Annotated in this window: 21 protein-coding genes and 1 pseudogene; 8 read left to right on the plus strand and 14 right to left on the minus strand. The window is 71.2% G+C overall.

What is annotated here, in order from left to right; translation table 11 throughout:
- Positions 1-4: 4 nt before the first annotated feature.
- The 9 genes and pseudogenes from ACWDR3_RS15815 to ACWDR3_RS15855 form a co-directional block, all read right to left on the minus strand.
- A complete protein-coding gene (locus ACWDR3_RS15815) occupies positions 5-889 on the minus strand; it encodes an ABC transporter permease (RefSeq protein WP_450353051.1) in 885 nt (294 codons plus the stop codon).
- Positions 879-1841: an ABC transporter permease gene (locus ACWDR3_RS15820; protein WP_450353052.1), complete on the minus strand. Its 963-nt coding sequence runs from the start codon at positions 1839-1841 to the stop codon at positions 879-881. Before ACWDR3_RS15820 ends, ACWDR3_RS15815 begins: the two co-directional genes overlap by 11 nt.
- Positions 1842-1853: 12 nt before the next feature.
- Positions 1854-3188, minus strand: a complete 1335-nt coding sequence (locus tag ACWDR3_RS15825) for an amidohydrolase family protein (protein ID WP_450353053.1) — start codon at positions 3186-3188, stop codon at positions 1854-1856.
- Between the two features lie 216 nt (positions 3189-3404).
- Positions 3405-3737, minus strand: coding sequence for a ferredoxin (fdxA, locus tag ACWDR3_RS15830; RefSeq protein WP_450353054.1), 333 nt, complete (start codon positions 3735-3737; stop codon positions 3405-3407).
- A 1-nt stretch (position 3738) separates the two neighbouring features.
- A complete protein-coding gene (locus ACWDR3_RS15835; protein WP_450353055.1) occupies positions 3739-4761 on the minus strand; it encodes an NAD(P)/FAD-dependent oxidoreductase in 1023 nt (340 codons plus the stop codon).
- Between the two features lie 65 nt (positions 4762-4826).
- Complete coding sequence (locus ACWDR3_RS15840) at positions 4827-5219, minus strand: acyl dehydratase (protein ID WP_450353056.1); 393 nt, start codon at positions 5217-5219, stop codon at positions 4827-4829.
- Positions 5216-5737, minus strand: a complete 522-nt coding sequence (locus tag ACWDR3_RS15845) for an FAS1-like dehydratase domain-containing protein (RefSeq protein ID WP_450353104.1) — start codon at positions 5735-5737, stop codon at positions 5216-5218. The genes ACWDR3_RS15840 and ACWDR3_RS15845 overlap by 4 nt, the downstream gene beginning before the upstream one ends.
- The gene (locus ACWDR3_RS15850) at positions 5734-6177 is read right to left on the minus strand and encodes an IclR family transcriptional regulator domain-containing protein (protein WP_450353057.1); all 444 of its coding nucleotides are present in this window, start codon (positions 6175-6177) and stop codon (positions 5734-5736) included. Before ACWDR3_RS15850 ends, ACWDR3_RS15845 begins: the two co-directional genes overlap by 4 nt.
- Positions 6074-6325: pseudogene (locus tag ACWDR3_RS15855) on the minus strand (thiamine pyrophosphate-binding protein); the annotation flags it as partial. The pseudogene ACWDR3_RS15855 and the gene ACWDR3_RS15850, both read right to left, overlap by 104 nt.
- Positions 6326-6566: 241 nt before the next feature.
- Here ACWDR3_RS15855 and ACWDR3_RS15860 point away from each other — a divergent pair.
- A complete protein-coding gene (locus tag ACWDR3_RS15860; RefSeq protein WP_450353058.1) occupies positions 6567-7283 on the plus strand; it encodes a hypothetical protein in 717 nt (238 codons plus the stop codon).
- Positions 7284-7355: 72 nt separating this feature from the next.
- On the opposite strand, the gene ACWDR3_RS15865 is transcribed toward ACWDR3_RS15860, so the two are convergent.
- Together ACWDR3_RS15865 and ACWDR3_RS15870 are read right to left on the minus strand one after the other, a co-directional pair.
- Entirely contained in the window at positions 7356-8954 is a 1599-nt protein-coding gene (locus ACWDR3_RS15865) for an AMP-binding protein (RefSeq protein WP_450353059.1), read from the minus strand.
- Entirely contained in the window at positions 8951-10624 is a 1674-nt protein-coding gene (locus ACWDR3_RS15870) for an AMP-binding protein (RefSeq protein ID WP_450353060.1), read from the minus strand. Before ACWDR3_RS15870 ends, ACWDR3_RS15865 begins: the two co-directional genes overlap by 4 nt.
- Before the next feature lie 116 nt (positions 10625-10740).
- Here ACWDR3_RS15870 and ACWDR3_RS15875 point away from each other — a divergent pair, with 116 nt between their 5' ends.
- The 4 genes from ACWDR3_RS15875 (at position 10741) to ACWDR3_RS15890 (ending at position 16488) form a co-directional block, all read left to right on the plus strand.
- Positions 10741-11577 (plus strand): response regulator transcription factor, encoded by an 837-nt coding sequence (locus ACWDR3_RS15875; RefSeq protein ID WP_450353061.1) that lies wholly within the window; start codon positions 10741-10743, stop codon positions 11575-11577.
- A gap of 208 nt (positions 11578-11785) precedes the next feature.
- Positions 11786-14668, plus strand: coding sequence for an AAA family ATPase (locus ACWDR3_RS15880; RefSeq protein WP_450353062.1), 2883 nt, complete (start codon positions 11786-11788; stop codon positions 14666-14668).
- Between the two features lie 204 nt (positions 14669-14872).
- Entirely contained in the window at positions 14873-15664 is a 792-nt protein-coding gene (locus tag ACWDR3_RS15885; RefSeq protein ID WP_450353063.1) for a S1 family peptidase, read from the plus strand.
- Between the two features lie 176 nt (positions 15665-15840).
- On the plus strand, positions 15841-16488 hold the full coding sequence (locus tag ACWDR3_RS15890; protein WP_450353064.1) for a LysE family translocator: 648 nt from the start codon (positions 15841-15843) through the stop codon (positions 16486-16488).
- Positions 16489-16506: 18 nt separating this feature from the next.
- Here the strand turns inward: ACWDR3_RS15890 and ACWDR3_RS15895 are convergent, their stop codons facing one another.
- Positions 16507-17625, minus strand: a complete 1119-nt coding sequence (locus ACWDR3_RS15895) for a winged helix DNA-binding domain-containing protein (RefSeq protein WP_450353065.1) — start codon at positions 17623-17625, stop codon at positions 16507-16509.
- A gap of 222 nt (positions 17626-17847) precedes the next feature.
- On the opposite strand from ACWDR3_RS15895, the gene ACWDR3_RS15900 reads away from it, so the two are divergent.
- A complete protein-coding gene (locus ACWDR3_RS15900; RefSeq protein ID WP_450353066.1) occupies positions 17848-19008 on the plus strand; it encodes a magnesium and cobalt transport protein CorA in 1161 nt (386 codons plus the stop codon).
- Between the two features lie 246 nt (positions 19009-19254).
- Here ACWDR3_RS15900 and ACWDR3_RS15905 read toward each other — a convergent pair whose 3' ends face one another.
- Entirely contained in the window at positions 19255-19881 is a 627-nt protein-coding gene (locus ACWDR3_RS15905; protein ID WP_450353067.1) for an isochorismatase family protein, read from the minus strand.
- A gap of 179 nt (positions 19882-20060) precedes the next feature.
- Between ACWDR3_RS15905 and ACWDR3_RS15910 the strand changes: the two genes are divergently transcribed.
- Positions 20061-20555, plus strand: coding sequence for a MarR family winged helix-turn-helix transcriptional regulator (locus ACWDR3_RS15910; RefSeq protein ID WP_450353068.1), 495 nt, complete (start codon positions 20061-20063; stop codon positions 20553-20555).
- Positions 20556-20568: 13 nt separating this feature from the next.
- On the opposite strand, the gene ACWDR3_RS15915 is transcribed toward ACWDR3_RS15910, so the two are convergent.
- Positions 20569-21624, minus strand: a complete 1056-nt coding sequence (locus ACWDR3_RS15915) for an alpha/beta hydrolase (protein ID WP_450353069.1) — start codon at positions 21622-21624, stop codon at positions 20569-20571.
- Between the two features lie 128 nt (positions 21625-21752).
- Between ACWDR3_RS15915 and ACWDR3_RS15920 the strand changes: the two genes are divergently transcribed.
- Positions 21753-22355, plus strand: coding sequence for a TetR-like C-terminal domain-containing protein (locus tag ACWDR3_RS15920; RefSeq protein WP_450353070.1), 603 nt, complete (start codon positions 21753-21755; stop codon positions 22353-22355).
- Positions 22356-22882 lie beyond the last annotated feature (527 nt).

The raw sequence follows: 22882 nt of genomic DNA on the forward strand, positions 1-22882 counted from the left end.
CCGTTCAGGACGTACGGCGCTTGCCGCGCGGTTTGAGGTGTTCCTGGAGGCCGTCGGAGATGAGGCCGAAGGCCGCGGTGGCGATGGCCAGGGTGATGCCGGGGACGATCACCAGCAGGGGGTCGTCCTTCATGTAGCGCTGCCCCTCGAAGATCATCCGGCCCCAACTCGGCGTCGGCGGCTGGATGCCGAGACCCAGATAGCTCAGGGACGCCTCGACCAGCACGCAGGTCGCCGCCGTGTTGGCGTACTGGACGAGCGCGGAGGACAGCACGTTCGGCAGCACATGGCGGCCGATGACCACGGGGGTGCGTACGCCGGCGATGCGGGCCGCCGAGACGAAGTCGCGCTCGCGCACGGTGAGCGCCGGAGCCCGTACGATCCGCGCGAAGTAGGGCACGAAGATCAGCCCCATGCCCCCGATGAGGACCCACATGCCCGGGCTGAAGATCGACACCAGCACAAGTGCCAGCAGCACCGAGGGGATCGACATCGCGGTGTCCATCGCGGCCATCAGCACCGCGTCCAGGCGCCGCGCGTTGTAGCCCGCGACGAGACCGATCGGGACGCCGATCAGCGCGGCCACCGTGGTCGCCCCGAAGGCGACCAGGAGGGACTGCCGGGCCGCGGCGAAGGTCCGGGTGAACAGGTCACGGCCGAGGTTGTCGGTGCCCAGCCAGTGGCTGCCCGAGGGACCGGTGAGCAGCGACTCGCCGACGTCCGTCGGCGCGTAGCGGCCGAAGGCGCCGATGAGCAGGGCCGCCAGCACGATCGCGCCGAGGATGCAGACACCCGTGGTCAGCGTCGGGTTCCAGCCGAGCCGGGGCCTGCGGCGCGGTGCCGCGGTCGCGGTGACGGCGGCGGTGGGCGCGGGGGATTCAACCGTCACGGCGTGCTCCTGTCGTGCGGATGCGCGGGTCGATGAGGGGATAGACCAGGTCGGTCAGCAGGTTGATCAGCACATAGGAGGCGCCGAGCGCGAGGATCGCGCCCTGGATCACCGTGAAGTCGTGCTGGGTGATGGAGTTGACGATCAGCGAGCCGAGGCCGGGGAGGGCGAAGACCTGCTCGACGATGACGGTGCCGCCGACCAGCACCCCGAGCTGTAGACCACCGGCGGTGACCACCGGCACCAGCGCGTTGCGCAGCGCGTGCCGCAGCATCAGCCGCCGGCGCCCCGCGCCCTTCGCCGCCGCCGTCCGCATGAAGTCCTGGCCCTCGACGTCGAGGACGGCGGCCCGCATGTACCGGCAGAGCGTCGCGCCGAACGGGATGCCCAGGGCGATGGCGGGGAGCAGCAGCACCTGGAGGTTGAGCAGCGGATCCTCGGAGAACGGCACGAAGGAGAAGAGGGGCCAGGCCGGTGCCAGCGTGCTCACCAGGAGGACCATGACCGTGCCGACCACGAACGGCGGGACGGCGAGCCCCATGAACGCGGCGCTGTTGACCACCCGGTCCCTGGCGCGGCCCTGATGCATGGCCGACCAGATCCCTGCCGGGATGCCCCACAGGACCGCGATCACCGCGGCGTACACGGCGAGTTCGAGGCTCACCGGAAGCCGGGCGGCGACCTGTGCGCCGACGCTCTGCCCGTCCAGCAGCGACGAGCCCAGGTCGCCCCGCACGGCATGCCCGATCCAGCTCAGGTACTGCGACCACACGGGCTGGTCGAGCCCCAGCTGATGGGTGATCTGGGCACGCAGCTCGGGAGTCGAGTTCTCGCCGGCGATCAGGGCCGCCGGATCGCCGGGGACCAGATGGGACAGCGCGAACACGATGGCGCTGAGGCAGAGGACCACCGCGAGCGAGCGCAGCACACGGATCGACAGATAGCGCAGCACTGGATCTCTCCCCTATATCGCGGCGGCCGACGTCGACGCCCGGGGCGTCGAACGGGTCGGATCGAAGGGACGGCGCCGCGCGGCCAGCGCGCCGGGGACGGACTCGGCCGCGTTCGGGTCCGTTACCCGGCCCTCGCGGAACACCGCGCTGAGCCGCCGCCGGTCACCGAGCACACTCAGATCGGCGAGCGGATCACCGTCGACCAGCAGCAGGTCCGCCCACATCCCCGGAGCGACCGTCCCGGTCCTGGCGCCCAGCCCGAGGGCGTCGGCGGCGGCCGAGGTCGCCGCGACCAGTGCCTCGGCCGGCGTCATGCCGATCTGCTCGTGCAGCAGCTCCAGTTCGCGGGCGTGGTTGCCGAAGCGCATCGTGTTGGACGAGTCGCTGCCGGCGATGATCCGTACGCCGGCCTGATGAGCGAGGCGTACGGACGTGAGCCGCCGCTCGCGCAGCACCTCCGCCTTCTCCAACTGCTCGGTGGCCAGGCCGCGTTGATCCCCGTGCTCCAGCATGAACTCGCTGAGCGACAGGGTCGGGCACAGGAACGTGCCCTGTTCGAGCATCAGCTCCACGAGGTCCTCGTCGAGGTCGGAGCCGTGCTCCAGGGTGTCCACCCCGGCGGTGAGCGCCGGGGTGATCCCGGCCCGGGTGTGTGCGTGGGCCGCCACCCGCAGGTCCAGGGCGTGCGCCTCGTCGACGATCGCGTCGATCTCGGCGTCCGTGTAGTTGCGCCACTCGGTCTTGTCGCCGAGCGAGAGCGTGCCGCCGCTGGTGCAGATCTTGATCAGGTCCACGCCCATCCGGGCGTACTCCCTGACCCGCTTGCGGCACTCGTCGACACCGTCGGCCGGCGGCCACATCCGCTTCTCGTCGAGCGTCGCCGGACAGAACATGTCGCCGTGCCCGGCGGTCATGCCCACGAGCCCCGAGGCGACGACCCGCGCCCCGTCGAGGACGTGCTCGTCGATCACGTGCTTGACGGCCACCTCGGGCAGCGAGCCCGCGGTGTCCCGGACGGTGGTGAAACCGGACCGCAGCGCCTCGCGGGCGTTGGCCGCGGCATGGAGGGTCTGCTCCTCGATCGAGGTCAGCATGTTCCACAGGTGCACGTCGTGCGGCCGGTTGCTCGCGTTGGACCGCAGATGCACATGGCAGTCGATGAGGCCGGGCAGCAGGGTCAGACCCCGCAGGTCGTACACGGTGTCCCCAGGAGCCGTCGCCACCGTGTCCGCGGCACCCACCTCGGCGATCACGGCGCCGTCGATCACCACGGTCGCGTCCGACCGCGCGGCACGGCCGGTGCCGTCGATCAGGGTCACCCCCGACAGAACCGTTCGCTCGGTCATACGGGGCTCCTGTGGGCGGTGGTTCCAGATGTGGCGGGAATCGTCATGAGGCCGGATTCACTCCCCTTCGCGGGAACTGGTAAGGGGGAGTGTGAGGCGACGATGGTGTGGCTGTGTTGCGGTGCAGTTTTCACTTGGAGTTCGCTCGGGACGCGCAGGAATGCGCCGCCCCTGGAGGCGCAGTTTTCCGCCACCCGCGGTGGATCCCGGGGCCCGTCACGCACTCTCGGGAAGCGAGCCGACGAAGGCCGTGTCGGCGCCCACCGGGCCCAGGGCGGTCGCCCCGCCCGGGGTGCCGAGAGGAGCCGTACGGCCCGCCAGGGGCTCCTCGAAGAAGCGGCGGTTGTCGGCGCGGAACTCCGGGTCGGCGAGCCGGTCGACGGTGATCGCCTGCTCGGGGCAGGCCGTCTCGCAGGCGCCGCAGTCGATGCACTCCACGGGGTTGATGTAGAGCTTGCGCTCGCCTTCGTAGATGCAGTCGACCGGGCATTCCTCCATGCAGGAGCGGTCCATGATGTCGACGCAGGCCGATCCGATGACGTAGGCCATGTCAGTTCTCCTTCTCGGTGGAATGACCGGGGAACAGTGCCGCCTCGGGGTCGATGACGGTGGCCGCGTTGTTCACGGCGGTGGCGACCTCGCCGAAGCCGACGGAGATCAGCCGGACCTTGCCCGGGTAGTCGGTGATGTCGCCGGCCGCGAACACGCGGGGCAGATTGGTGGCCATCCGGGTGTCCACGGAGATCCGCCGGGCCTGGAGTTCGAGTCCCCAGGTCTGCAGCGGGCCGAGGTCGGCGATGAAGCCGAGGGCGGCGACGACGGTACGGGCGGGCAGCAGCCGAGTGGTTTTCTCGGTACGGTGCCGGACCTCGACCCGCTCGACTCCCAACTCGCCGTGCAGCGCGCTCACTTCGGAGTCGGTGATCAGCTCGATGCCGAGGGCGCGCACCTTCTCCACGCTCGCCGCGTGCGCCCGGAACCGCGCGCTGCGATGGACGAGCGTGACGGACCGGGCGATGGGAGCGAGCAGCGCCGCCCAGTCGAAGGCGCTGTCACCGCCCCCGACGACCACCACGTCGTGATCGGTGTGGGCGACCGGGTCCGGCACGAAGTACACCTGCCCGCGCCCGAGATACGCCTCGCCCGCAGGAAGCGGTCTGGGGGTGAACGTCCCCACCCCGCCCGTGATCACAACTGCCCCCGCCCGTACGAGGGTTCCGTCGTCGGTGCGGACGAGCGGACGGCCGTCGGGGCCGTGGGCCAGGTCGACCGCCCGCTGCCCCAGGAGGTAGCGGACGCCGTACGGCGCGGCCTGGGCGACCAGGTTGTCGACGAGGTCGCGACCGCGCACCGACGGGAATCCGGCGATGTCGAAGATGGGTTTCTCGGGGTACATCGCGCTGATCTGGCCGCCGCACTGCGGCAGTACGTCCATGACGGTGACGCGCAGTCCGCGGAAGCCCGCGTAGTAGGCGCCGTAGAGGCCGGACGGGCCGGCGCCGATGATCAGGATGTCGGTCTCGATCACCGGCGACTGGTCCGGGGCGACCGGCTGAACAGTAGGAACGCTCATGTCCAGGAGCGTAGGAACGGGCGGCTCTCCGCCCAACGGAACCGGTCCGGCTGACGGGACGCCTCTCAGACGAGGGCGAGTTCGACGCTTCCCGTCACGCACGGAGTCCCGTCGGCCTTGAGGACGGCCACGTCCAGGGAGACCCGCGCACCCTCCACCGCCCGCACGGTCGCGGTCCAGGTGAGCGGCTCATCGGCCACCGCGGTCGTACGGTTGCGCCAACTCACCGTTTCCAGACGGGAGTTCGGTCCGGCCCACGCCAACGCGTACCGGGTGAGGGTCTCGCCGTGGAGCGTGGACTGCACGACGACGTCCGGGAAGCCCTCCGAGGCCGCGAACTCGGCGTCGTAGTGGATGCGATGGGAGTTCCAGGACACGGCACCGAAGCGGAAGAGCTGGACTCTGCTGTGCGTGTACCGCTGTGCCGGGCAGGTGTCGCCGACAGTGGGCCTGTTCATGGGGTTCCAGGAGGGTCGATTGCTTCCATCACCACGATCGTCTCGTCCACGGCCGTCAGTTCGGTCCCGTCCGCCGAGGTGAAGCGGGTGCTGAGGCCGAGCAGGACGAAGGGCCCTGAGCGGCCCTGTTTGCGTTCGGCGGAGACGACGGCACGGGAAGCGGTGATACGGCTGCCCGCGACCGGCGCCCGGCCCGGCCGTACGGTCTGGCCGCCGTGCACCTGTCGGACCGGGAGGCCCTGGGTGCACGGCGACTCACGGGCGGCCAGCCCGTCCGGCCGCAACTCCCGTTCGGTGGGCCCGTCCTCCCAGCTCATGGTGGCCGCGAGGAAGAGGACGGGAGCCTCGACCGGTTCGCCCGCCGCCTCCCGTTCCCGGGCCCGCACGATGTAGTCGGCGTCGTTGAGCGCGGCGGCGTACCGGCAGAAGTCCTTCACGGTCACCGTCCCGCAGTCCTCGTCCTCCCACCGGCCGACGAGACTCCGGGCCCGGACCAGCACCTCGTCCAGAGTGCTCACAGGGCCGACCGCAGCGCCCGGCCGATGCCCAGGCCCGCGGTGCGCAGCGCGCTCGCGTGGGCGGCCGCGTCCACGCGGTACGTCGGCGCGGTGATCGACAGGGCGCCGGCGAGGGTGTCCTGTCGGCCGAAGACCGGCACGGCCATGCTCATGTAGCCGAGCCGGACCTCTTCCCCCTCGGTCGCGAGGCCCTCCTCCCGGATCCGCTCCACCTGCCCGCGCAGCCGCCCCGGAGAGGTGATCGTGTGCCGGGTGAAGGGTTTCAGTCCGTTCCTGACCACCTCGCCGAACAGGGTGGCGGGGGAGAACGCCAGGATCGCCTTTCCGGTGGCGGTGCAGTAGAGCGGGAGCCGCCCCGCCACCCGGGCCGACGCAGACGCCGATGTTGCCCGGGTGGGTGCGGGTGTAGCCCTCGGCCATGTGCGAGGCGCCCTCGACATGGCGGGCGAGGGTGTGCTGGATGCCGCCGGAGGCCTTGAGCGCCGCGTAGAAGGGGTTGATCGCCGCGCCGGGCACACCGAACGCGTTGCTGACGCCCTCGCGCTTGAGGATCTCAACTGCCGCGCGGGCAGCGGTCATTCGAGCCATTGCGTACTCCTGCTTCGGCTGTCGGAATGGCACTCCCGTCGCGCCCCGCCGCGAGTAGCTCTTCCGTAATACGGAAACTGTTTTCTACTATCTGGAAGCAATGTAGGTGGAGGGGCGAGGACCGTCAAGAGAGCGGCGGGCAGTGCACGCACGTCCGTCGGGCGACGCGAAGCGTCGGACAAGCAGGGGTGCGCAGGAGCACTATGGGACCGCCGTCCCGATGCGACGCCTTGGAGTGGCCATGCCCGAGAGCGTGCCGGTGCGCTGCCCGGCCTGCCGGCGCGAGCACCGCTACACCGCACCGTCCTATCCGTGCGTGTGCGGTGCGCCGGTCGCCCCGCCGCTGGACCCGAGCGGTGTGCCGACGGCCGTCACGCACCGGGCCTGGGACGAGGAGTGGATCGGCGTGCGCTGCTCCTCCTGCGACCGCCTCGACCAGTGGCCGTACCCGGAGCTGGGCTGCCCGTGCGGGACCGTGCTGCGGATCCCGGTGGCCGAGACGGACGGCCGGTCCGCGCCCCCGGAGGCGCTGCCGCACCTGACCTCCACCGCGACCGCGCTCGGCGGGACGCCGTCGCGCCGGGCCTTCCAGCCGGTCACGATCCGTACGGCCCGGGACGCGGTGACGGCGGCCGCCCTGTATCTGCGCTGGCTCGGCTACCAGGACATCCGGCGGGCCGACCAGAGACCCCCGTCCGGCATCGGGCTCGCCGCCCGCGGCCTGCTGGCCCAGGTCGACCCGACCGTCCGCCCGGCCGCGCTGCGCGATGTGGAGTGCCTGTGGCTGACGGCCATGACGGAGTCCTCGGCCTGCGTCTACTTCTCCCTCGCGGGCTACGCCACCGACGCCCGCACCTGCGCCGACTCCCTCGGCATGCCCCTGTTCGTCCTCGACCTCACGGGCACCCCGCAGCCGGTCAACACCCTCGCCGACGACCTGGACGCGGCGGGCCCGTGACCGGCTCCCCCGGAAACCGGCTGCTCACGGAAGCCGGCTCCTCGCGGGCACCGGCTCCCCTCAGCAACCGGCTCAGGAGCCGTCCGCGTACTTCTCCCGCAGCTCGATCTTCCGCACCTTCCCGGACACCGTCATCGGGAAGGAGTCCAGCAGCTGCAGCCTGCTCGGGATCTTGTAGTGGGCGAGCCGGCCGTCGCAGAAGGCGCGCAGTTCCTCCAGGGTCAGCGGGTCGGCCGGGTCGCGGGTGATGACGCAGGCCAGGACCTCCTCGCCGTAGCGCTCGTGCGGGACGCCGACGACCTGGACGTCGGCGATCTTCGGATGGGCGTAGAGGAACTCCTCGATCTCGCGCGGGTAGATGTTCTCGCCGCCGCGGATGATGAGGTCCTTGATGCGGCCGACGATCTCGACGTAGCCGTCGTCGCGCATCATGGCCAGGTCGCCGGTGTGCATCCAGCGGCCGGGGTCGACGGCCTCGGCGGTCTTCTCCGGCTCGTTCCAGTAGCCGAGCATCACGCTGTAGCCGCGGGTGCACAACTCCCCCGCGGTGCCCCGGGGTTGGGTAACCCCGGTGGCCGGGTCGACGACCTTCACCTCGATGTGCGGCAGGACGCGGCCGACCGTGCCGGTGCGGTGTTCGAGGTCGTCGTCCCTGCGGGTCTGGAGGGAGACGGGGGACGTCTCGGTCATGCCGTAGCAGATGGAGACCTCGGCCATGTGCATCTCGGCGACCACCCGTTTCATCACCTCCACCGGGCAGGGCGAGCCCGCCATGATGCCGGTACGCAGGGAGGAGAGGTCGTAGTTCGCGAAGTCGGGGAGGTTCAACTCCGCGATGAACATGGTCGGTACGCCGTAGAGGGAGGTGCAGCGCTCCTGCTGGACCGCCTCCAGGCTGGCCTTCGGGTCGAAGGACGGGGCCGGGATGACCATGCAGGCGCCGTGCGAGGTGATCGCGAGGTTGGCCATCACCATGCCGAAGCAGTGGTAGAAGGGCACCGGGATGCAGACCCGGTCCTGTTCCGTGTAGGAGATCAACTCACCCACGAAATAACCGTTGTTGAGGATGTTGTGGTGGGAGAGGGTGGCCCCCTTGGGGAAGCCCGTCGTGCCCGAGGTGTACTGGATGTTGATGGGGTCGTCGCAGGACAGCTCCGGGTACGCCACCTCGCTCGTCGCGCGCCCCAGCAGCGCCTCCCAGCTCGGGTCGCCGATGTACACGACCTCGCGCAACTCGGGGCACCTGCCCCGCACTTCGTCGACCATCGCCCGGTAGTCGCTGGTCTTGTGACTGAGGGACGCGACCAGCAGGGAGATCCCGGCCTGCTTGAGGACGTACTCGACCTCGTGGGTGCGGTAGGCGGGGTTGATGTTCACCATGATCGCGCCGACGCGGGCGGTGGCGTACTGGACGAGCACCCACTCCGGGCAGTTGATCGCCCAGATGCCCACCCGGTCGCCCTTGACGACCCCGCTCGCGAGCAGCGCGGACGCCAACTGCTCGACATCGGTGGCGAATTGGGCGTACGTCCAGCGGCGCCCGGAAGGCACGTCGACCAGCGCCTCGCGGTCGGGCCAGGCGGCGACGGCCCGGTCGAGGTTGGCGCCGATCGTGTCGCCGAGCAGGGTCGTCGCGCTCGTGCCGTGGGTGTACGAGGGTTGTGCGGTCACCGGAAGTCCTCCTCGCGGTACTCGTCCGCCGAGCCGGCGGCCGTGGCCTCTCGCAGCTCGATCCGGCGGATCTTGCCGGAGACGGTCTTGGGCAGCGCCCCGAACTCCAGTCGGCGGACGCGCTTGTAGGGGGCCAGCACCTCCCGGGAGTGCTCGAAGAGCACCTTCGCGGTGTCGGGTCCCGGCTGCCAGCCCTCGGCGAGGACGATGTACGCCTTCGGTACGGCCAGGCGCAGTTCGTCCGGCGCGGGCACGACCGCGGCCTCGGCCACCGCCTCGTGTTCGAGGAGCGCGCTCTCCAGCTCGAAGGGGCTGATCTTGTAGTCGGAGGCCTTGAACACGTCGTCGGACCGGCCGACGTAGGTGATGTAGCCGTCCGCGTCACGGGAGCCGATGTCGCCGGTGCGGTAGTAGCCGGCGGCCATCGCCTCCGCCGTACGGTCGGGGTCTCCGTGGTAGCCGGTCATCAGGCCGACCGGGTGGGCGGACAGGTCGAGGGAGATCTCGCCCTCGTCGACGCCGGGGGCGCCGGTCACGGGGTCGAGGAGTTCGACCCGGTAGCCGGGGCTCGGCCGTCCCATCGAACCGGTCTTCAGCGGCTGGCCGGGGCTGTTGGCGACCTGCACGGCGGTCTCGGTCTGTCCGAAGCCGTCCCGGACGGTGACTCCCCAGGCGCGCCGCACCTGTTCGATGACCTCGGGGTTGAGCGGCTCCCCCGCGGCCACCACCTCCCGCGGCGGGGTGCGCAGTTGGGTCAGGTCGGCCTGGATCAGCATGCGCCACACGGTCGGTGGGGCGCAGAAGGTGGTGACGCCCGCGCGGTCCATCTCGGCCATCAGCCGGGCCGGGTCGAAGCGCGTGTAGTTGTGGATGAAGACGGTCGCCTCCGCGTTCCACGGCGCGAACAGGTTCGACCAGGCGTGCTTGGCCCAGCCGGGCGAGGAGATGTTGAGGTGCACGTCGCCGGGCTTGAGGCCGATCCAGTACAGGGTGGCGAGATGGCCGATCGGATACGACGTGTGGGTGTGCTCGACCAGTTTGGGGCGGGCGGTCGTGCCGGAGGTGAAGTACAGCATCAGCGGGTCGTCGGCGAGGGTGGGCCCGTCCGGGAGGAACTCGGCGGGGGCGACGTACGCGTCCTCGTACGGCTCCCAGCCCTCCTCCGGCAGACCGCCGACGGAGATGCGGGTGTAACTGCCCGGCACGTCGGCGAACTTGGCGGTGTCCTCGGCACGCACGATCACGTGGCTGACGCGCCCGCGCTCGACGCGGTCGCGCAGGTCGGCGGGGCCCAGCAGCGGGGTGGCCGGGATGACGACGGCGCGCAGTTTCATCGCGGCGAGCGCGGTCTCCCACAGTTCGGCCTGGTTGCCGAGCATGACGAGGATGCGGTCCTCGGGGCCGACGCCCCGGTCGCGCAGCCAGTTCGCGATCCGGTCGGAGCGCTCGGACAGCTCGGCGAAGGAGAGGCGGACCTCGGTGCCGTCCTCCTCGACGATGTGCAGGGCGGTCCGGTCGTTGCCCTCCGCGATGACGTCGAACCAGTCGAGCGCCCAGTTGAACCGCTCGGGTCGGGGCCAGCTGAACCCCTCGTACGCCTTCGCGTAGTCCTCGCGGTGCGCCAGCAGGAAGTCCCGCGCGCCGCGGAAGAGCTCCGTCGCCGTCGTCATCTTGCGTCCTCCTCGTTACCGGACCATTGCCGGGCGGCTCTCTGCCATCGTGTAATCCGTGGTGCAGGTCTCACTACCCCCGAACGGGGGTGTGCGCCGCGGGAAAGGGCGATCAGGTGACGACGGACGCGACCGGGTCGGTGGAGATTCAGGGTGCGCTGGTGCGGATGCGGCGCCTGACCGGGCTGCCGGTGGCCTTCGGCGGCCTGGTCGAGGCGGGGCGCGGACAGGTGCGCATCAGCGAGCTCAGCGGCACCGCCACGCCCGCGCTGCGGGCCCTCGCGGTGGCCTCCGGCAACGGCCTGGGCGGCCGGGCGGTCGCGCTGGCCCGGCCGTGCGCGGTGGCGGACTACTCGTCCTCGTCGCAGATCAGCCACGAGTACGACGCCCCGGTCGCCGCCGAGGGGCTGCGCTCGATGCTGGCGGTGCCCGTGGTGGTACGGCGCCGGGTGCGCGGTGTCTTGTACGGCGCCCTGCGCTCGGCCCAGCCGCTGGGCGACCGGACGCTGAGCCTGGCGATGGAGGCCGCGCGGGACGTCGAGCAGGCGCTGGTCGTCCAGGAGGAGGTGCGCGGTCTGATGGCGGTGGCCACGCGGACCGGGCAGGACCGGGACCCGGCGGGAGGGGCCGTGGTGGAGCAGGTACGACAGGCGCACGCGGCGCTGCGGGCGCTGGCGCCGCGGATCACCGACCCGGTGCTGCGGGCCGAACTCCTCGACGCCTGCGAGCTGTTGGCGTCGGGCGAGTCGGCCGAGGACGTGCGGCTGGCGCCCCGGGAGCTGGACGTACTGGCGTGTCTGGCGGCGGGCGCGACCAACGCGGCGGCGGCCGAACGGCTGGGGCTGCGGCCGGAGACGGTGAAGAGCTATCTCCGCTCGGCGATGCGCAGGCTGGGTGCCCACACCCGGGGAGAGGCGGTGGCGTCGGCGCGGCGCGCGGGACTGTTGCCCTAGGACTGCCCGGCGAGCGGGCCCGGGTGTGCCGGTCCAGGTATGCCGGCTCAGGTGTGCCGGGCTTCCGGGGTGGGCAATCTATTCATTCAGCCACGCTTTGAATTTGCTTATGCCTCACTGTTGTTATATCCCTCACCACCTGGTCCGTCCGAATTTCAATGCGACGTTGCCTAGAATTTGGCCCGGACACGACACACGGAGGGGAGCGGTGACCGTGCCACGGGACTTCAAGGAACCTGCCAGATGCCGCCCCGACCTGGTCATCGGCAGGGAGGAGCTGTTCGGCGCGGCGCGCGAGCAGCTCGCCCACGGCGGCAGTGTGCTGCTCCACGGCCCCGCCGGAATAGGAAAGTCGACCGTGCTGCGGGCATTGGCCACCGAATACGGGGCGCATGCACGTACCGTCTTGCGCTGCTCGGCCACCGAGTCCGAATCCCATCTCCCCTTCCTGGCCCTCGCCGACCTGCTCGGTCTGGTCGCCGACGAGGTCTCCCAGCGGCTGCCCGCCGCCCAGCGCACCGCCCTGGAATCCGCGCTCACCGGCCGCGGCGAATCGACTCTCCAACGCGACGGTCTCGCCCTGCGCCTGGCCGTGCTGTCCACCCTGCGCGCCCTCGCGGCCCAGGGCCCCGTCCTGATCGTCGCCGACGACCTCCAGTGGCTGGATCCGGCCAGCGCGGAGCTGCTCGGCTTCGCCGCCCGCCGCCTCGGCGACACCCCCGTGCAGGTGCTGAGCGCGGTACGGACCGAGGGGCAGGAGTACGACCGTCATCTACGCGCGTCCCCGCCGGACACCCTCGCCGTCCGGCTCGGCGCGCTCTCCCGCGCCCAGGTCTCCGCGCTGCTCGACCACCGCGGCTACACCGGCCTGCCCCGCTCCACGGTCCGCGACATCCACCGCACCAGCGCCGGCAACCCGCTCTTCGCCCTGGAACTCGGCCGCGCCCTCGCCGAGAACCCCACCCCGCCCCGACCCGGCGAGCCGCTCCCGGTGCCGACCTCGCTGCGCGCCCTCGTCCTGAACCGGCTGGACATGCTCCCCGCCCCGGCCCGCCACACCCTCCTGGTGGCCAGCGCCGGCGCCCGCCCCACCCTGGCCCTGCTGCACGCGGCAGGACGGGAGAACGCCGAGGCCGAGACCGCGCAGGCGGCCGAACTGGGGCTGCTCGCCACGGAACCCGAGGGTCCCGCCGTACGCTTCGCGCATCCGCTGATCTCGGCCGCGCTGTACGCGGAGGCGCCCGCGCAGGAACGGCGGGCCGCGCACGCCGCGCTGTCCACGGCGGCCTCCGACCCCATCGAGCGGGCCCGGCATCTCGCCCTCGCCACCACCGGCACCGACCCGGAGGCCGCGGCCCGGCTCGCCGAGGCGGCCGCGCTGGCCCGGGACCGCGGGGCGCCCTCGGTGGCCGCCTCGCTCGGTCTGCTCGCCGCCCGGCACACCCCGGCCGACGACACGCCGGGCCCCGACGAGCACCGGCTGCAGGCCGCGGAGGACGCGATCACCGCCGGCGAGGTGGACCTCGCCCGGGACATCGCGCGCGAGGTGCTGACCCGGGCCACCGCGCCCGCCGACCGGGTGCGGGCCTGGATGGTGGTGATCGAGGCCGCCGGACAGGCGATCGGCGAGGTCGACACCGTCTACCCGCAGGTGCTCGCCGACGCCGGCGACGACCCGCGGCTGCTCGCCCTGGTCCACTACCAACTCGCCTGGCGGGGACTGGTGGTGGAGGGCGACTTCGCCATCGGCCGGGAGGAGGCCGCGCACGCGGCGGAGCTGGCGGCCCGGGCCGGCGACCGGCGCACCGAGCTGCTCGCGCTCGCGTTCCAGGCACAGACCGAGACCCTGATGGGCCACCCCGACGCCCCCGCGACCATCAAACGGGCGCTCAAGGAGCCGCAGGATCCCGCGGTCTCCTGCCATCACAACGGCGCGGGCGCGGCCCGGTACCGCTGGCTGATCATGAGCGACCAGCTGCCCGAGGCCCGCTCGACCGTCACCGCCCTGCTGCGCGAGGTGCGACGGCGCGGCATGGTCGAGAGCGAGGTGCACTTCGTCCGGCTGCTCGCCGAGACCGAACTGCGCTCCGGACACTGCGGACGCGCCCTCGACCTGGCCCGCGAGAGCATGCGCCTGGCCCGCGACTCCGGCATCGGCGAGATCCCCTCGGCCGTGCTCAACTCCCTCGCCGAGGCCTCCGGCGGCGACCCCGACCGCGCCCTCGCCCTCGCGCACGAGGCCGTCGAGCAGGCCGAGCAGGTCGGCGACCAGATGTACGTCTCCCGGGGGCTGACCGCGCTCGGGTTCGCCCAGTTGGTCGCCGGGGACGCCGAGGGCGCGGCGCGCTCGCTGCGCCGGGTGCGGGAGCTGGAGCACGGACTCGGCATCACCGACCCGGCGCGCGGACGCTGGCAGGGCGACCTCGCCGAGGCCCTCGTCCGGATCGGCGAGGTCGAGGAGGCGCGGCAACTGGTCGCCGTGACCCGCGAGCACGCGCTGCGCCTGGGCCGCGAGAGCGTGCTGGCCGTACTCGACCGGGCCGAGGCGCTGGTGCGGGCCGCACGCGGCGAACACGAGGCCGCGCTCGCCCAGCTGACGTCGGTTCAGGACCGGCTCGCCAAACTGGGCTACGGACTTGAGGAGGCGCGCGCCGCGTTCGCGCTGGCCGCCCTGCGCACCGACCCGCACGTACTCGGTCTGGTGAGACCGGTCGACCTCGCGAGACCGGGCGGGACGCCCGTCCCCGGACCGACGGCCTACGACGAGGCGGCCCGGTTGTTCCGGCGCTGCCGGGCGCTGCCGTGGCTGCGTCAGGTGGAGGCGGCGGCCTCGTCGGGACCGAGGGAACCGATCAGCCCCTCCGATACGTCAGAGGGCGCGGAAGGGCTCGCCGCCCTGGACGGGCTCGCCGCGATGGAGCGTCAGGTCGCCGCGCTCGTCATGGAGGGGGCGACCAACCGGGAGATCGCCGCACGGCTGTTCATCAGCGTGAAGACGGTCGAGGCGACGCTCACGCGGGTCTACCGCAAGCTGGGCATCCGCTCCCGGGTGGACATCGTCCGACTGGCGGCGGGGCGCCGTACGAAGTGAGGCCGGCCCGGGTTTACTGAGGGCGACCGAGGGTTTTCCCTGCCCAACTCCCCTAGGGGGTTCCCTCATTGGGCGCGAGGTGTGCCGGGTTCTAGCGTGAGGACGTGCCGCTCGCCCGGGCACACGGGGGCCGGTCCCGCGGCCCCCGTGCACCACCCCCACACCCGCGCGAACCCCCACCGGCAACCCCCACTGAGGAGACTCATGTTCGGGCTCAACCGCGCCAAGAAGACCGCCGCCGTGCTCGCGGCGACCGCGGCCGCCGCGGCGACCGCACTGCTCAGCGCCCCCACCGCTGTAGCGGCCCCCCAGCCCATCGTGGGCGGCACGACGACCACGACGACGACGTACCCGTTCATGATGCAGATCACCGACGCCTCGCAGAACCAGTTCTGCGGCGGCACCCTGGTGTCGGCGACCAAGGTCGTCACCGCGGCCCACTGTATGGTCGGCGAGACCACCAGCAGCGTCAGAGTCGTCGGCGGCCGCACCTACCTGAACGGCACCAACGGCACGGTCAGCCGGGTCAGCAAGATCTGGATCAACCCGAGCTACACGGACGCCACCAACGGCGACGACGTGGCCGTCCTGACCCTCTCCACGTCGATGCCGTACACCACGGCGTCCTACGTCTCCTCCTCCCAGACCGGGGTGTACGCGGCCGGCACGACGGCCCGCATCATCGGCTGGGGCACCACCTCGGAGAACGGCAGCTCCTCCAACCAGCTGCGGACGGCGACGGTCCCGACCGTGTCCGACTCCAGCTGCCGCTCCTCCTACGGTTCCGACTACGTCGCGACCGACATGGTTTGCGCCGGATACACATCCGGCGGCGTAGACACCTGCCAGGGCGACAGCGGCGGTCCCCTGCTCATCGGGGGCGTCCTGGCAGGGATCACTTCTTGGGGCGAGGGCTGTGCGGAGGCCGGTTACCCGGGTGTCTACACCCGGCTGACCACCTTCTCCAGCCTGGTGACCGCGCAGGTCAACTCGTAACCCAGAAGGTCTCCTGAGCACCCCTCAGGTGAAATACCAGGGGGCGTTGCGAGCTTCCACGAGCAGCTCGCAACGCCCCCTATCCATGCCGGTGTCCCTGTCCGTATCAGTGGGTGATCGGCTCTAGAGGAGCGTGCCCTCCGCCTGTTTCAATGCGGCCGAGGGAGTTGATACGCATGGTGTCCACCGACCGTTTCCTGGCCTTCGCGGCGATGTCGCTGCTGGTGATCGTGATTCCGGGGCCGAGCGTCCTGTTCGTCATCGGCCGGGCCCTGGCCCACGGCCGCCGCACCGCGGTGGCGACGGCGGTCGGCAACGTCTTCGGCTCGTATCTGCTGGTGGTGGCGGTCGCGGTGGGCATCGGCTCGCTGGTGGAGCGGTCGGTCACGGTCTACCTGGCGGTGAAGCTGGCGGGCGCGGCCTACCTCGTCTACCTGGGCGTGCAGGCCTTCCGCCACCGCAAGGAGCTGAGGGCATCGGCGATGAAGACCGACTCCACTCAACCCGCCCGAGGCGACCTCCGCACGGTCCTCGACGGCGCCCTCGTCGGAGTCACCAATCCCAAGGGCGTGGTGTTCTTCGCCGCCGTACTCCCCCAGTTCGTGGACCACTCGGCGGGCCACGTCCCGTTGCAGATGCTGGTGCTGGGCCTGATCCCCATCTCGATCGGCCTGGTCACGGACACCCTGTGGGGCCTGACCGCCTCGGCCGCCCGCGGCTGGTTCGCCCGCTCCGACCGCCGCCTGTCCCTGATCGGCGGCGCGGGCGGCTTCACGATGATCGGCCTCGGCGTGACGGTGGCGGTGACGGGCCGAGCGGACTGAGCCCTCTCACAGGCACGCTCACTGTCCTACGACGGTCCCGAACCGGATGTCGTACGACGTCCCCGGATGCATGATGCCGAGCATCCGCGCGCCTTCCTCGACCACGTCCGCCTGCTGCGCCTTGGTCAATTTGCCGAAGGGCTCGACGACGAGCGCGTCCTCGGTCAGCTTCCACACGCCGGCGAGGAAGCCGTCGACGAGGAAGGTGGAGTAGGCGAAGTTGCCCAGCCAGCTGCGGCCCCGGTACTCGGGCGGTACGACGCGGGTGCGGTCGGCGTGGGAGAGGAGCAGGTTGTCGAACTCGGGGAGGAAGCGCGGCGGGGCCGGGGTGTCGGCGTCGGGGCGCGGGGCGTCGGGGAGGTCGAACAGCTCGACGCCGTTCGGGTCGCGGAAGGTGACGAGCTGCGGACGGAGGCGTTCGAAGACCTCCCGCAGCCGGGTCAGGCCCGCCCAGGTCTGCATGTCCTTGACGGAGGCGGGGCCGAAGGCGGCGAGGTAGCGCAGCACGGTGGCGTCCGGGGCGGGCGCCGGTTCGGCGGGGCGGCCCAGCCAGTGCTCGGCGGTGGTGAGGGCGACCTGGCCGCTGCTGCCCCACAGTCCGCGCGGGGTGACCTGGACGAGCGGGAGCCGGCAGCGGGCGGCGATACCGAGGGCCTGCGGGTCGGCGTCCGGCCACTCGACGAGCAGCGCCTCGCGCAACTGCTTCAGGGTGCGCGGCTCGGTCTCGACGAGGTCGCGGGCGAGGGCGGCCAAGCGGTCGAGGTCGACGCCGACAAGTCCCTTGCGGAACATGGTGAGTTCGCGCTCGCGGGCCGCCTGGACGAGCGGGCGCAGGGTGAGGCAGTCGTCGGCGGTGTGGGTGTGGATGGTCGAGCGCATGGTGACGATGCGGACGACCTCGCGGTCGGCCATCAGCCCGGAGAGCTCCTCGGGGGCGAACCCGTCGAGGCGGGCGGCGAGGGCGTAGTACGGCGGCTTGACGTTCTGGGCCTGGAGCCCGAGGAGGTGCTCGACGGCGGCCGCGGCACCGAGCCGGGCGGGGCGCAGCAGGAGCTGCCGGTCGAGGGTCGCGCGGTTGAGCTCACGGATGCCGAGTACGGGAGCCGTCGCCGCGGCCGTCCCTGTCGTCTTCGTCATACCCCGCACGCTAACGGCGATCGCGGACAGCTACGGTCCGCAACTCTCACCGAATCCGGATCCGCGGGCCACCCGGGCGCCGTATGCCCCGTATATCCTGCCGGTGATCAACGCCTGTCCTGGCCCGTCCTGGCCCGTCCTGTCCCGGCCCGACCTGCCCCGGGCCCCGCGTCCCGCGTCCCGCGTCCCGCAGCCGCGGGCTCGACCCCGAGAGGCAGCCGTATGTCCGAGAGACGCGCCCGTCCCGCCTCCAGGAACCCCGTGAAGTCGGCCTGGCGCCGGGCCTTGACCCCGCCGCAGCCGCCCGAGGCGGATCCGTCGCCCGCGCCGGCCGAACCGGCGCCCCAGGACCCGGCCGAGGTGGACAGCATCGTCCAGGCCGCCCTGTACCGCGACGGCGTACGCGTCTCGGCCCCGGACTCCCTGGCGGACACCTTCCGCGAACTGCGGGAGCAGCCGTCCGGCATGGCGTGGATCGGCCTGGCCCGCCCGACGGAGGGCGAACTCCTCTCCCTCGCCGCCGAGTTCGACCTCCACCCGCTCGCGGTCGAGGACGCGATGGAGGCACACCAGCGCCCCAAGCTGGAGCGCTACGGCGACACCCTCTTCGTCGTCCTGCGGGCCGCGCGCTATCTGGACGCGCTGGAGGAGGTCGACTTCGGCGAACTGCACGTGTTCGTCGGCCCCGACTTCGTGATCACGGTCCGGCACGGCGCGGCCCCCGACCTCTCGGCGGTGCGCCAACGCATGGAGGAAACGCCGGAGTTGCTGAAGCTCGGCCCCGAGGCGGTCCTCTACGCCATCCTCGACGCGGTCGTCGACGGCTACGCGCCCGTCGTCTCCGGCGTGCAGAACGACATCGACGAGATCGAGACGGAGGTCTTCCGCGGCGACCCGGCGGTCTCCCGCCGCATCTACGAACTCTCCCGCGAGATGGTCGAGTTCCAGCGCGCCACCCGCCCCCTGGTCGGCATGCTGCACGGCCTGATCGCCGGCTTCTCCAAGTACGACACCGACGAGGAACTCCAGCGCTACCTCCGCGACGTCGCCGACCACGTCACCCACACCAGCGAACGCGTGGACGTCTTCCGCCAGGCCCTCTCCGACATCCTCACGGTGAACGCGACCCTGGTCACCCAGCAACAGAACGCGGAGATGCGGGCGTTGGCGGAGGCGGGCTTCGAGCAGAACGAGGAGATCAAGAAGATCTCTTCTTGGGCGGCGATCCTGTTCGCTCCGACGCTGGTGGGGACGATCTACGGGATGAACTTCGAGGACATGCCTGAGTTGGGCTGGAGCTTCGGATACCCCTTCGCGATCGGGCTGATGGGGGTGGTTTGCGTGAGTTTGTACGTGATCTTCAAGCGGCGGGACTGGCTCTAGGACAGGCGGCCCGGGACACCCTCGGCCGGGGTCTGGAACGCGCCGACCTGGGCGGCGAGGGGCGGGAACCCGAACGTGCCGAAGCTGAAGTCGAGGTCGCCCTTCGGCGGCTACAAGAACAGCGGGTTCGGCCGTCCTTGGGCCCGGACTGTCTGGAGGACTGGACCCAGGTGAAGGCCGTCGTCATCGACGCCGGGTGAGCCACGGGCGGCTCACCCGGGATTCCTTGCCGACACGGGGAAGCCGCTACGCGTCGTGCGCCGCGGCGATCTGGCCGACCAGGACCGCGAACGGCATGTCGAGTGCGGCGTAGACCGGACCCGCCTCGGGGAGGGCGTTGTCGGCCAGGGCCTCGACGATGAGGGTGGCGTAGTCGCTGACGACGACGCCCGCCTGCTGCATGCGCAGCAGGCCCGTCTCGCGCTTGGTCCGGCTGAAGGTGCCCGAGGCGTCGACGGCGACGTACGCGTCGTGTCCGGCGGCCGTCGCGGCGAGCGCGGGCAAAGCCGCGCACACTTCGAGAGAGACGCCGGCGAAGATCAGCTTGCGTCGCCCGGTGGCCTCGACGGCTTCGCGGACCCGGCCGTCGTGCCAGGCGTTGACCGTGCTGCGGTCGATGATCTTCTGCCCGGCCGGCAGCGCCTCGGCCAGTTCGGGGAAGGTCGGCCCCCACATGCTGTCTGCGGCGGTCGTGGTCACCACCAGCGGGATGTCCAGCGCCGTCGCCGCCCGCGCCAACGCCACCACGTTGTGCTTGAGCTCGCCGACCGGGATGTCCCGGACACCGGACAGGAGTCCGACCTGGTGATCGACCAGTACCACCGCGGCGTTCTGCCGGGTGATCGGCTCCAGGAACCTGCTCTGCTCACTCATCTTCCGCTCCCTCTGGGATCCAGCTACCGACTAGTTAGTCACTAATCTTGATAGTCAATATTAGTGACTACTTGAAGATAGATCACGGCCCGGCGACAGCGCAAGCGCCGACGGGCAGCCGATTAGAATCGGGGATCACACAAGGCGACAGCAGTCGATCGAGGAGAGCGGAGCGGGAGTTGACCAGGCATCGGGCCGCGGAGCAGGACCTCGGCGTGCTCGCCGCCGACGTCCTGCTCTCCGTCCAGCGCGAGCTCTTCACCGCGCTCGCCGAGCGGGGGTTCGACGACATCGCGCCACGCACCGGCGCCATCCTGGCCCACCTGCGGGTCGACGGGATCCGCGCCAGCGAGCTCGCCCTCGCCTCCGGTCAGCACAAGCAGGTCGTCGGCACCCTGATCGACGACCTCGAACGCCTGGGGTACGTCGAGCGCAAGCCGGACCCGGCCGACCGCCGCGCCAAACTGATCCACCCCACCGAGCGCGGCCTGCTCCAGATGGAGGCCGCCGCCGCCATCATGCGCGCGATCGAGGACCGCCACTCCGAAGCCCTGGGCACACAGGAGTACGCCGCGTTCAAGACGGCCCTTGCCCGCGTGGCCGAGCTTCAGCGCGAGGCCGGCGAGACGGCCGGGCGGCGCCGTCCGGAGAAGCAGACAGCACCGCCTTCGTAACCTCCGCAGCGGTTCAGCCGGCGGCCATGGTGCGGTCCAGCCAGCTGATGATCGTAGGGAACACCTCGGGCAGCTTGCTCACCGCGCAGTGCCCGGTGTCGGGAACGAGGTTCACGACGGTGTCGCGGCGGCCCTGGAACACCAGGGTGTCGTGCTGGGGCACATGGACGTCGTCGGCGCCGTTGACCACCAGCATGGGGCCGTTGCGGTCCTGGTCGAGCAGCGGACGCAGGGAGAACTCGGCCCTGCCCGCGACCAGTTGCTCAGGGGTGGGCGGCGCGTCGAAGCCCATCGCATTGCCGAGGATCCCGTCCATCCCGAAGGCGTCCTTGCGCGCGTCGGTGAACGCCGATTCGACCGGCCCGCCCAGCACCACGGCGGCGTCGACCTCACCGCCGAGACCCGATCGGGCCGAGAAATACCCGCCCATCGAGATGCCGACGTGCGCCACCATGCCATTGCCCAGCGACCGCGCGTGCTCGATCAGCCCGCTGACCATCTCCGCGCCGCCGGAACCGGTCATCGGCACCGTCGATTCGCCGGTGCCCGCGATGTCGAACACCAGCACCCGGGCCCGCAGTTGGGTCGCGAGGAGCACCATCAGCCCGTGCACATCCATCTTCCAGCTGTCCACGCCACCACTGGCGAGCACCACCGGCCGGTCGGCGGGAAGGTCGAAGGGGGTGAAGAGATGGACCGGGGTACTGGTCGTGCCTCCTCGGTACGGCAGTTCCAGCACGTACCGGTCGAACCGCGCCCCGAAGCCGGGAGCGGCGAGCCGGTACTGCTCAAGCTGCTTGGCGAGCGCGACGCGTTTGCTCTCGTCGGCCAGGGTGGGGAACTTCGCCCATCCGTAGGCCAGCGCCGCCTTCTCATGCGATCCCGCGTCGGCGTAGGCCGCTGCCAGCTTCGACCACTCATGGACCCAGCCGCCCGGAGCGTCCGCCCACATCTCGGTGACCGCGGCACGCACGGCGTCGACGTCGGCCGCCGGGAGTCCCGTGTTGACCATCTGCGGATACCGCTCACCGAAGAGCTCCGATGCGTCCAGCGGCCATTGATAGGGCATGACGGCTCCTTCCGTTCCTTCCGCGACCCATACTCTCCACGACAGAGTCGCTAACGCAGATATCCTGCGTTAGTGGACGCTACGCTCACCCGGACACAAACGCAAGATTCGTGCGTTAACGTGATGCCGTGAGCAAGAACGAGACGAGCGACCAGGCAGAGGCGTCACGCCGTCCGGGCGGCCGGTCCGCGCGGGTCCGCGCCGATGTCCTGCGGTCGACCCTGGAAGCGCTCGCCGAGAACGGCACGAGCGGCTTGACGGTGAGCGAGATCGCCCGACGGTCGGGCGTCCACGCCACCTCGATCCAGCGGCGCTGGGGCACTCCGCAGAACCTGATCCTGGACGCCCTGCTGACCTACAGCCAGGAACAGCTCCCGGCCCCCGACACCGGAACCCTCCGGGACGACATGGTCGCGCTGGCCCGACTGATCGCGGCCTACCTGAACACCCCCCTCGGCGCAGCACTGGCCCATGCGATGGCCGCGGCCGAGGAGGATCCCCAACTGGCGGAAAGCCGCGCCCAGTTCTGGCAGGCCCGCTACGACGCCGTCCGAGTCATCGTCGACCGCGCAGTCGACCGCCGCGAGCTGGCAGCCGACACCGATCACCAGCTCGCCCTCGAACTGCTGGTCGCGCCGCTGCACTTCAGGGCGCTGCTCATTCGCCAGCCCATCGAGGAGGACTGGATCGAGCGGACGGTGGACACGCTGCTGCGCGGACTGGCCGGCTAGGGCCCTGTCGGCACGCGGCCGTGCCGGTCACCGCGCCCGCTCTCCGGACGGCGCCGATTGCACCTACCGGTTGTCGCGTTCGGCGTCGAGCCGCCTGGTCGGCTTCCATCGCCGCGATGAGGCTCTTGGGCCGTGGCGGAGGTCTCGACATCCGGGGCTGGCTGCGGCCTGCACCGCGCTTGCCTGCTGGCTTGCTTGCTTGCTGGCTGGCTTGCTTGCTTGCTTGCTTGCTTGCTGGAGACGCTTCGGGGATACGGAGGTGACGGTCTCGTCACGCCCCGGTTGGCACACTGCGTCGGAGTGTCCCCTGGACGCCCAGTTCCTGTCGCCACTGCCAGCCGTGGGAGGGGTTCCGTCCGATGCCAGCGCCGAAGGCTCTCGGGCTGCGGCCGAAGGCGTCGACGACAGTGCTCACGACCTCGACGGACCGGTCGTCGGAGACACCCGGTCCCTCCCGTACTCCGTCGCCGTCGTCCAACGCGGCGGTGACGGCCGTTCTGGCAGGCGGACGCGGGCCCGCGCCGACC

The organism is Streptomyces sp. NPDC001002, assembly GCF_053599215.1.

Coding starts and splice junctions, on each gene's coding strand:
- ACWDR3_RS15835 (WP_450353055.1), bottom strand. CDS start 4,761: ATGAGCGTTCCTACTGTTCAGCCGGTCGCCCCGGACCAGTCGCCGGTG.
- ACWDR3_RS15900 (WP_450353066.1), top strand. CDS start 17,848: ATGTCCGAGAGACGCGCCCGTCCCGCCTCCAGGAACCCCGTGAAGTCG.
- ACWDR3_RS15870 (WP_450353060.1), bottom strand. CDS start 10,624: ATGACGACGGCGACGGAGCTCTTCCGCGGCGCGCGGGACTTCCTGCTG.
- ACWDR3_RS15895 (WP_450353065.1), bottom strand. CDS start 17,625: ATGACGAAGACGACAGGGACGGCCGCGGCGACGGCTCCCGTACTCGGC.
- ACWDR3_RS15915 (WP_450353069.1), bottom strand. CDS start 21,624: ATGCCCTATCAATGGCCGCTGGACGCATCGGAGCTCTTCGGTGAGCGG.
- ACWDR3_RS15840 (WP_450353056.1), bottom strand. CDS start 5,219: ATGAACAGGCCCACTGTCGGCGACACCTGCCCGGCACAGCGGTACACG.
- ACWDR3_RS15850 (WP_450353057.1), bottom strand. CDS start 6,177: ATGTCGAGGGCGCCTCGCACATGGCCGAGGGCTACACCCGCACCCACC.
- ACWDR3_RS15825 (WP_450353053.1), bottom strand. CDS start 3,188: ATGACCGAGCGAACGGTTCTGTCGGGGGTGACCCTGATCGACGGCACC.
- ACWDR3_RS15885 (WP_450353063.1), top strand. CDS start 14,873: ATGTTCGGGCTCAACCGCGCCAAGAAGACCGCCGCCGTGCTCGCGGCG.
- ACWDR3_RS15905 (WP_450353067.1), bottom strand. CDS start 19,881: ATGAGTGAGCAGAGCAGGTTCCTGGAGCCGATCACCCGGCAGAACGCC.
- ACWDR3_RS15860 (WP_450353058.1), top strand. CDS start 6,567: ATGCCCGAGAGCGTGCCGGTGCGCTGCCCGGCCTGCCGGCGCGAGCAC.
- ACWDR3_RS15890 (WP_450353064.1), top strand. CDS start 15,841: ATGGTGTCCACCGACCGTTTCCTGGCCTTCGCGGCGATGTCGCTGCTG.
- fdxA (WP_450353054.1), bottom strand. CDS start 3,737: ATGGCCTACGTCATCGGATCGGCCTGCGTCGACATCATGGACCGCTCC.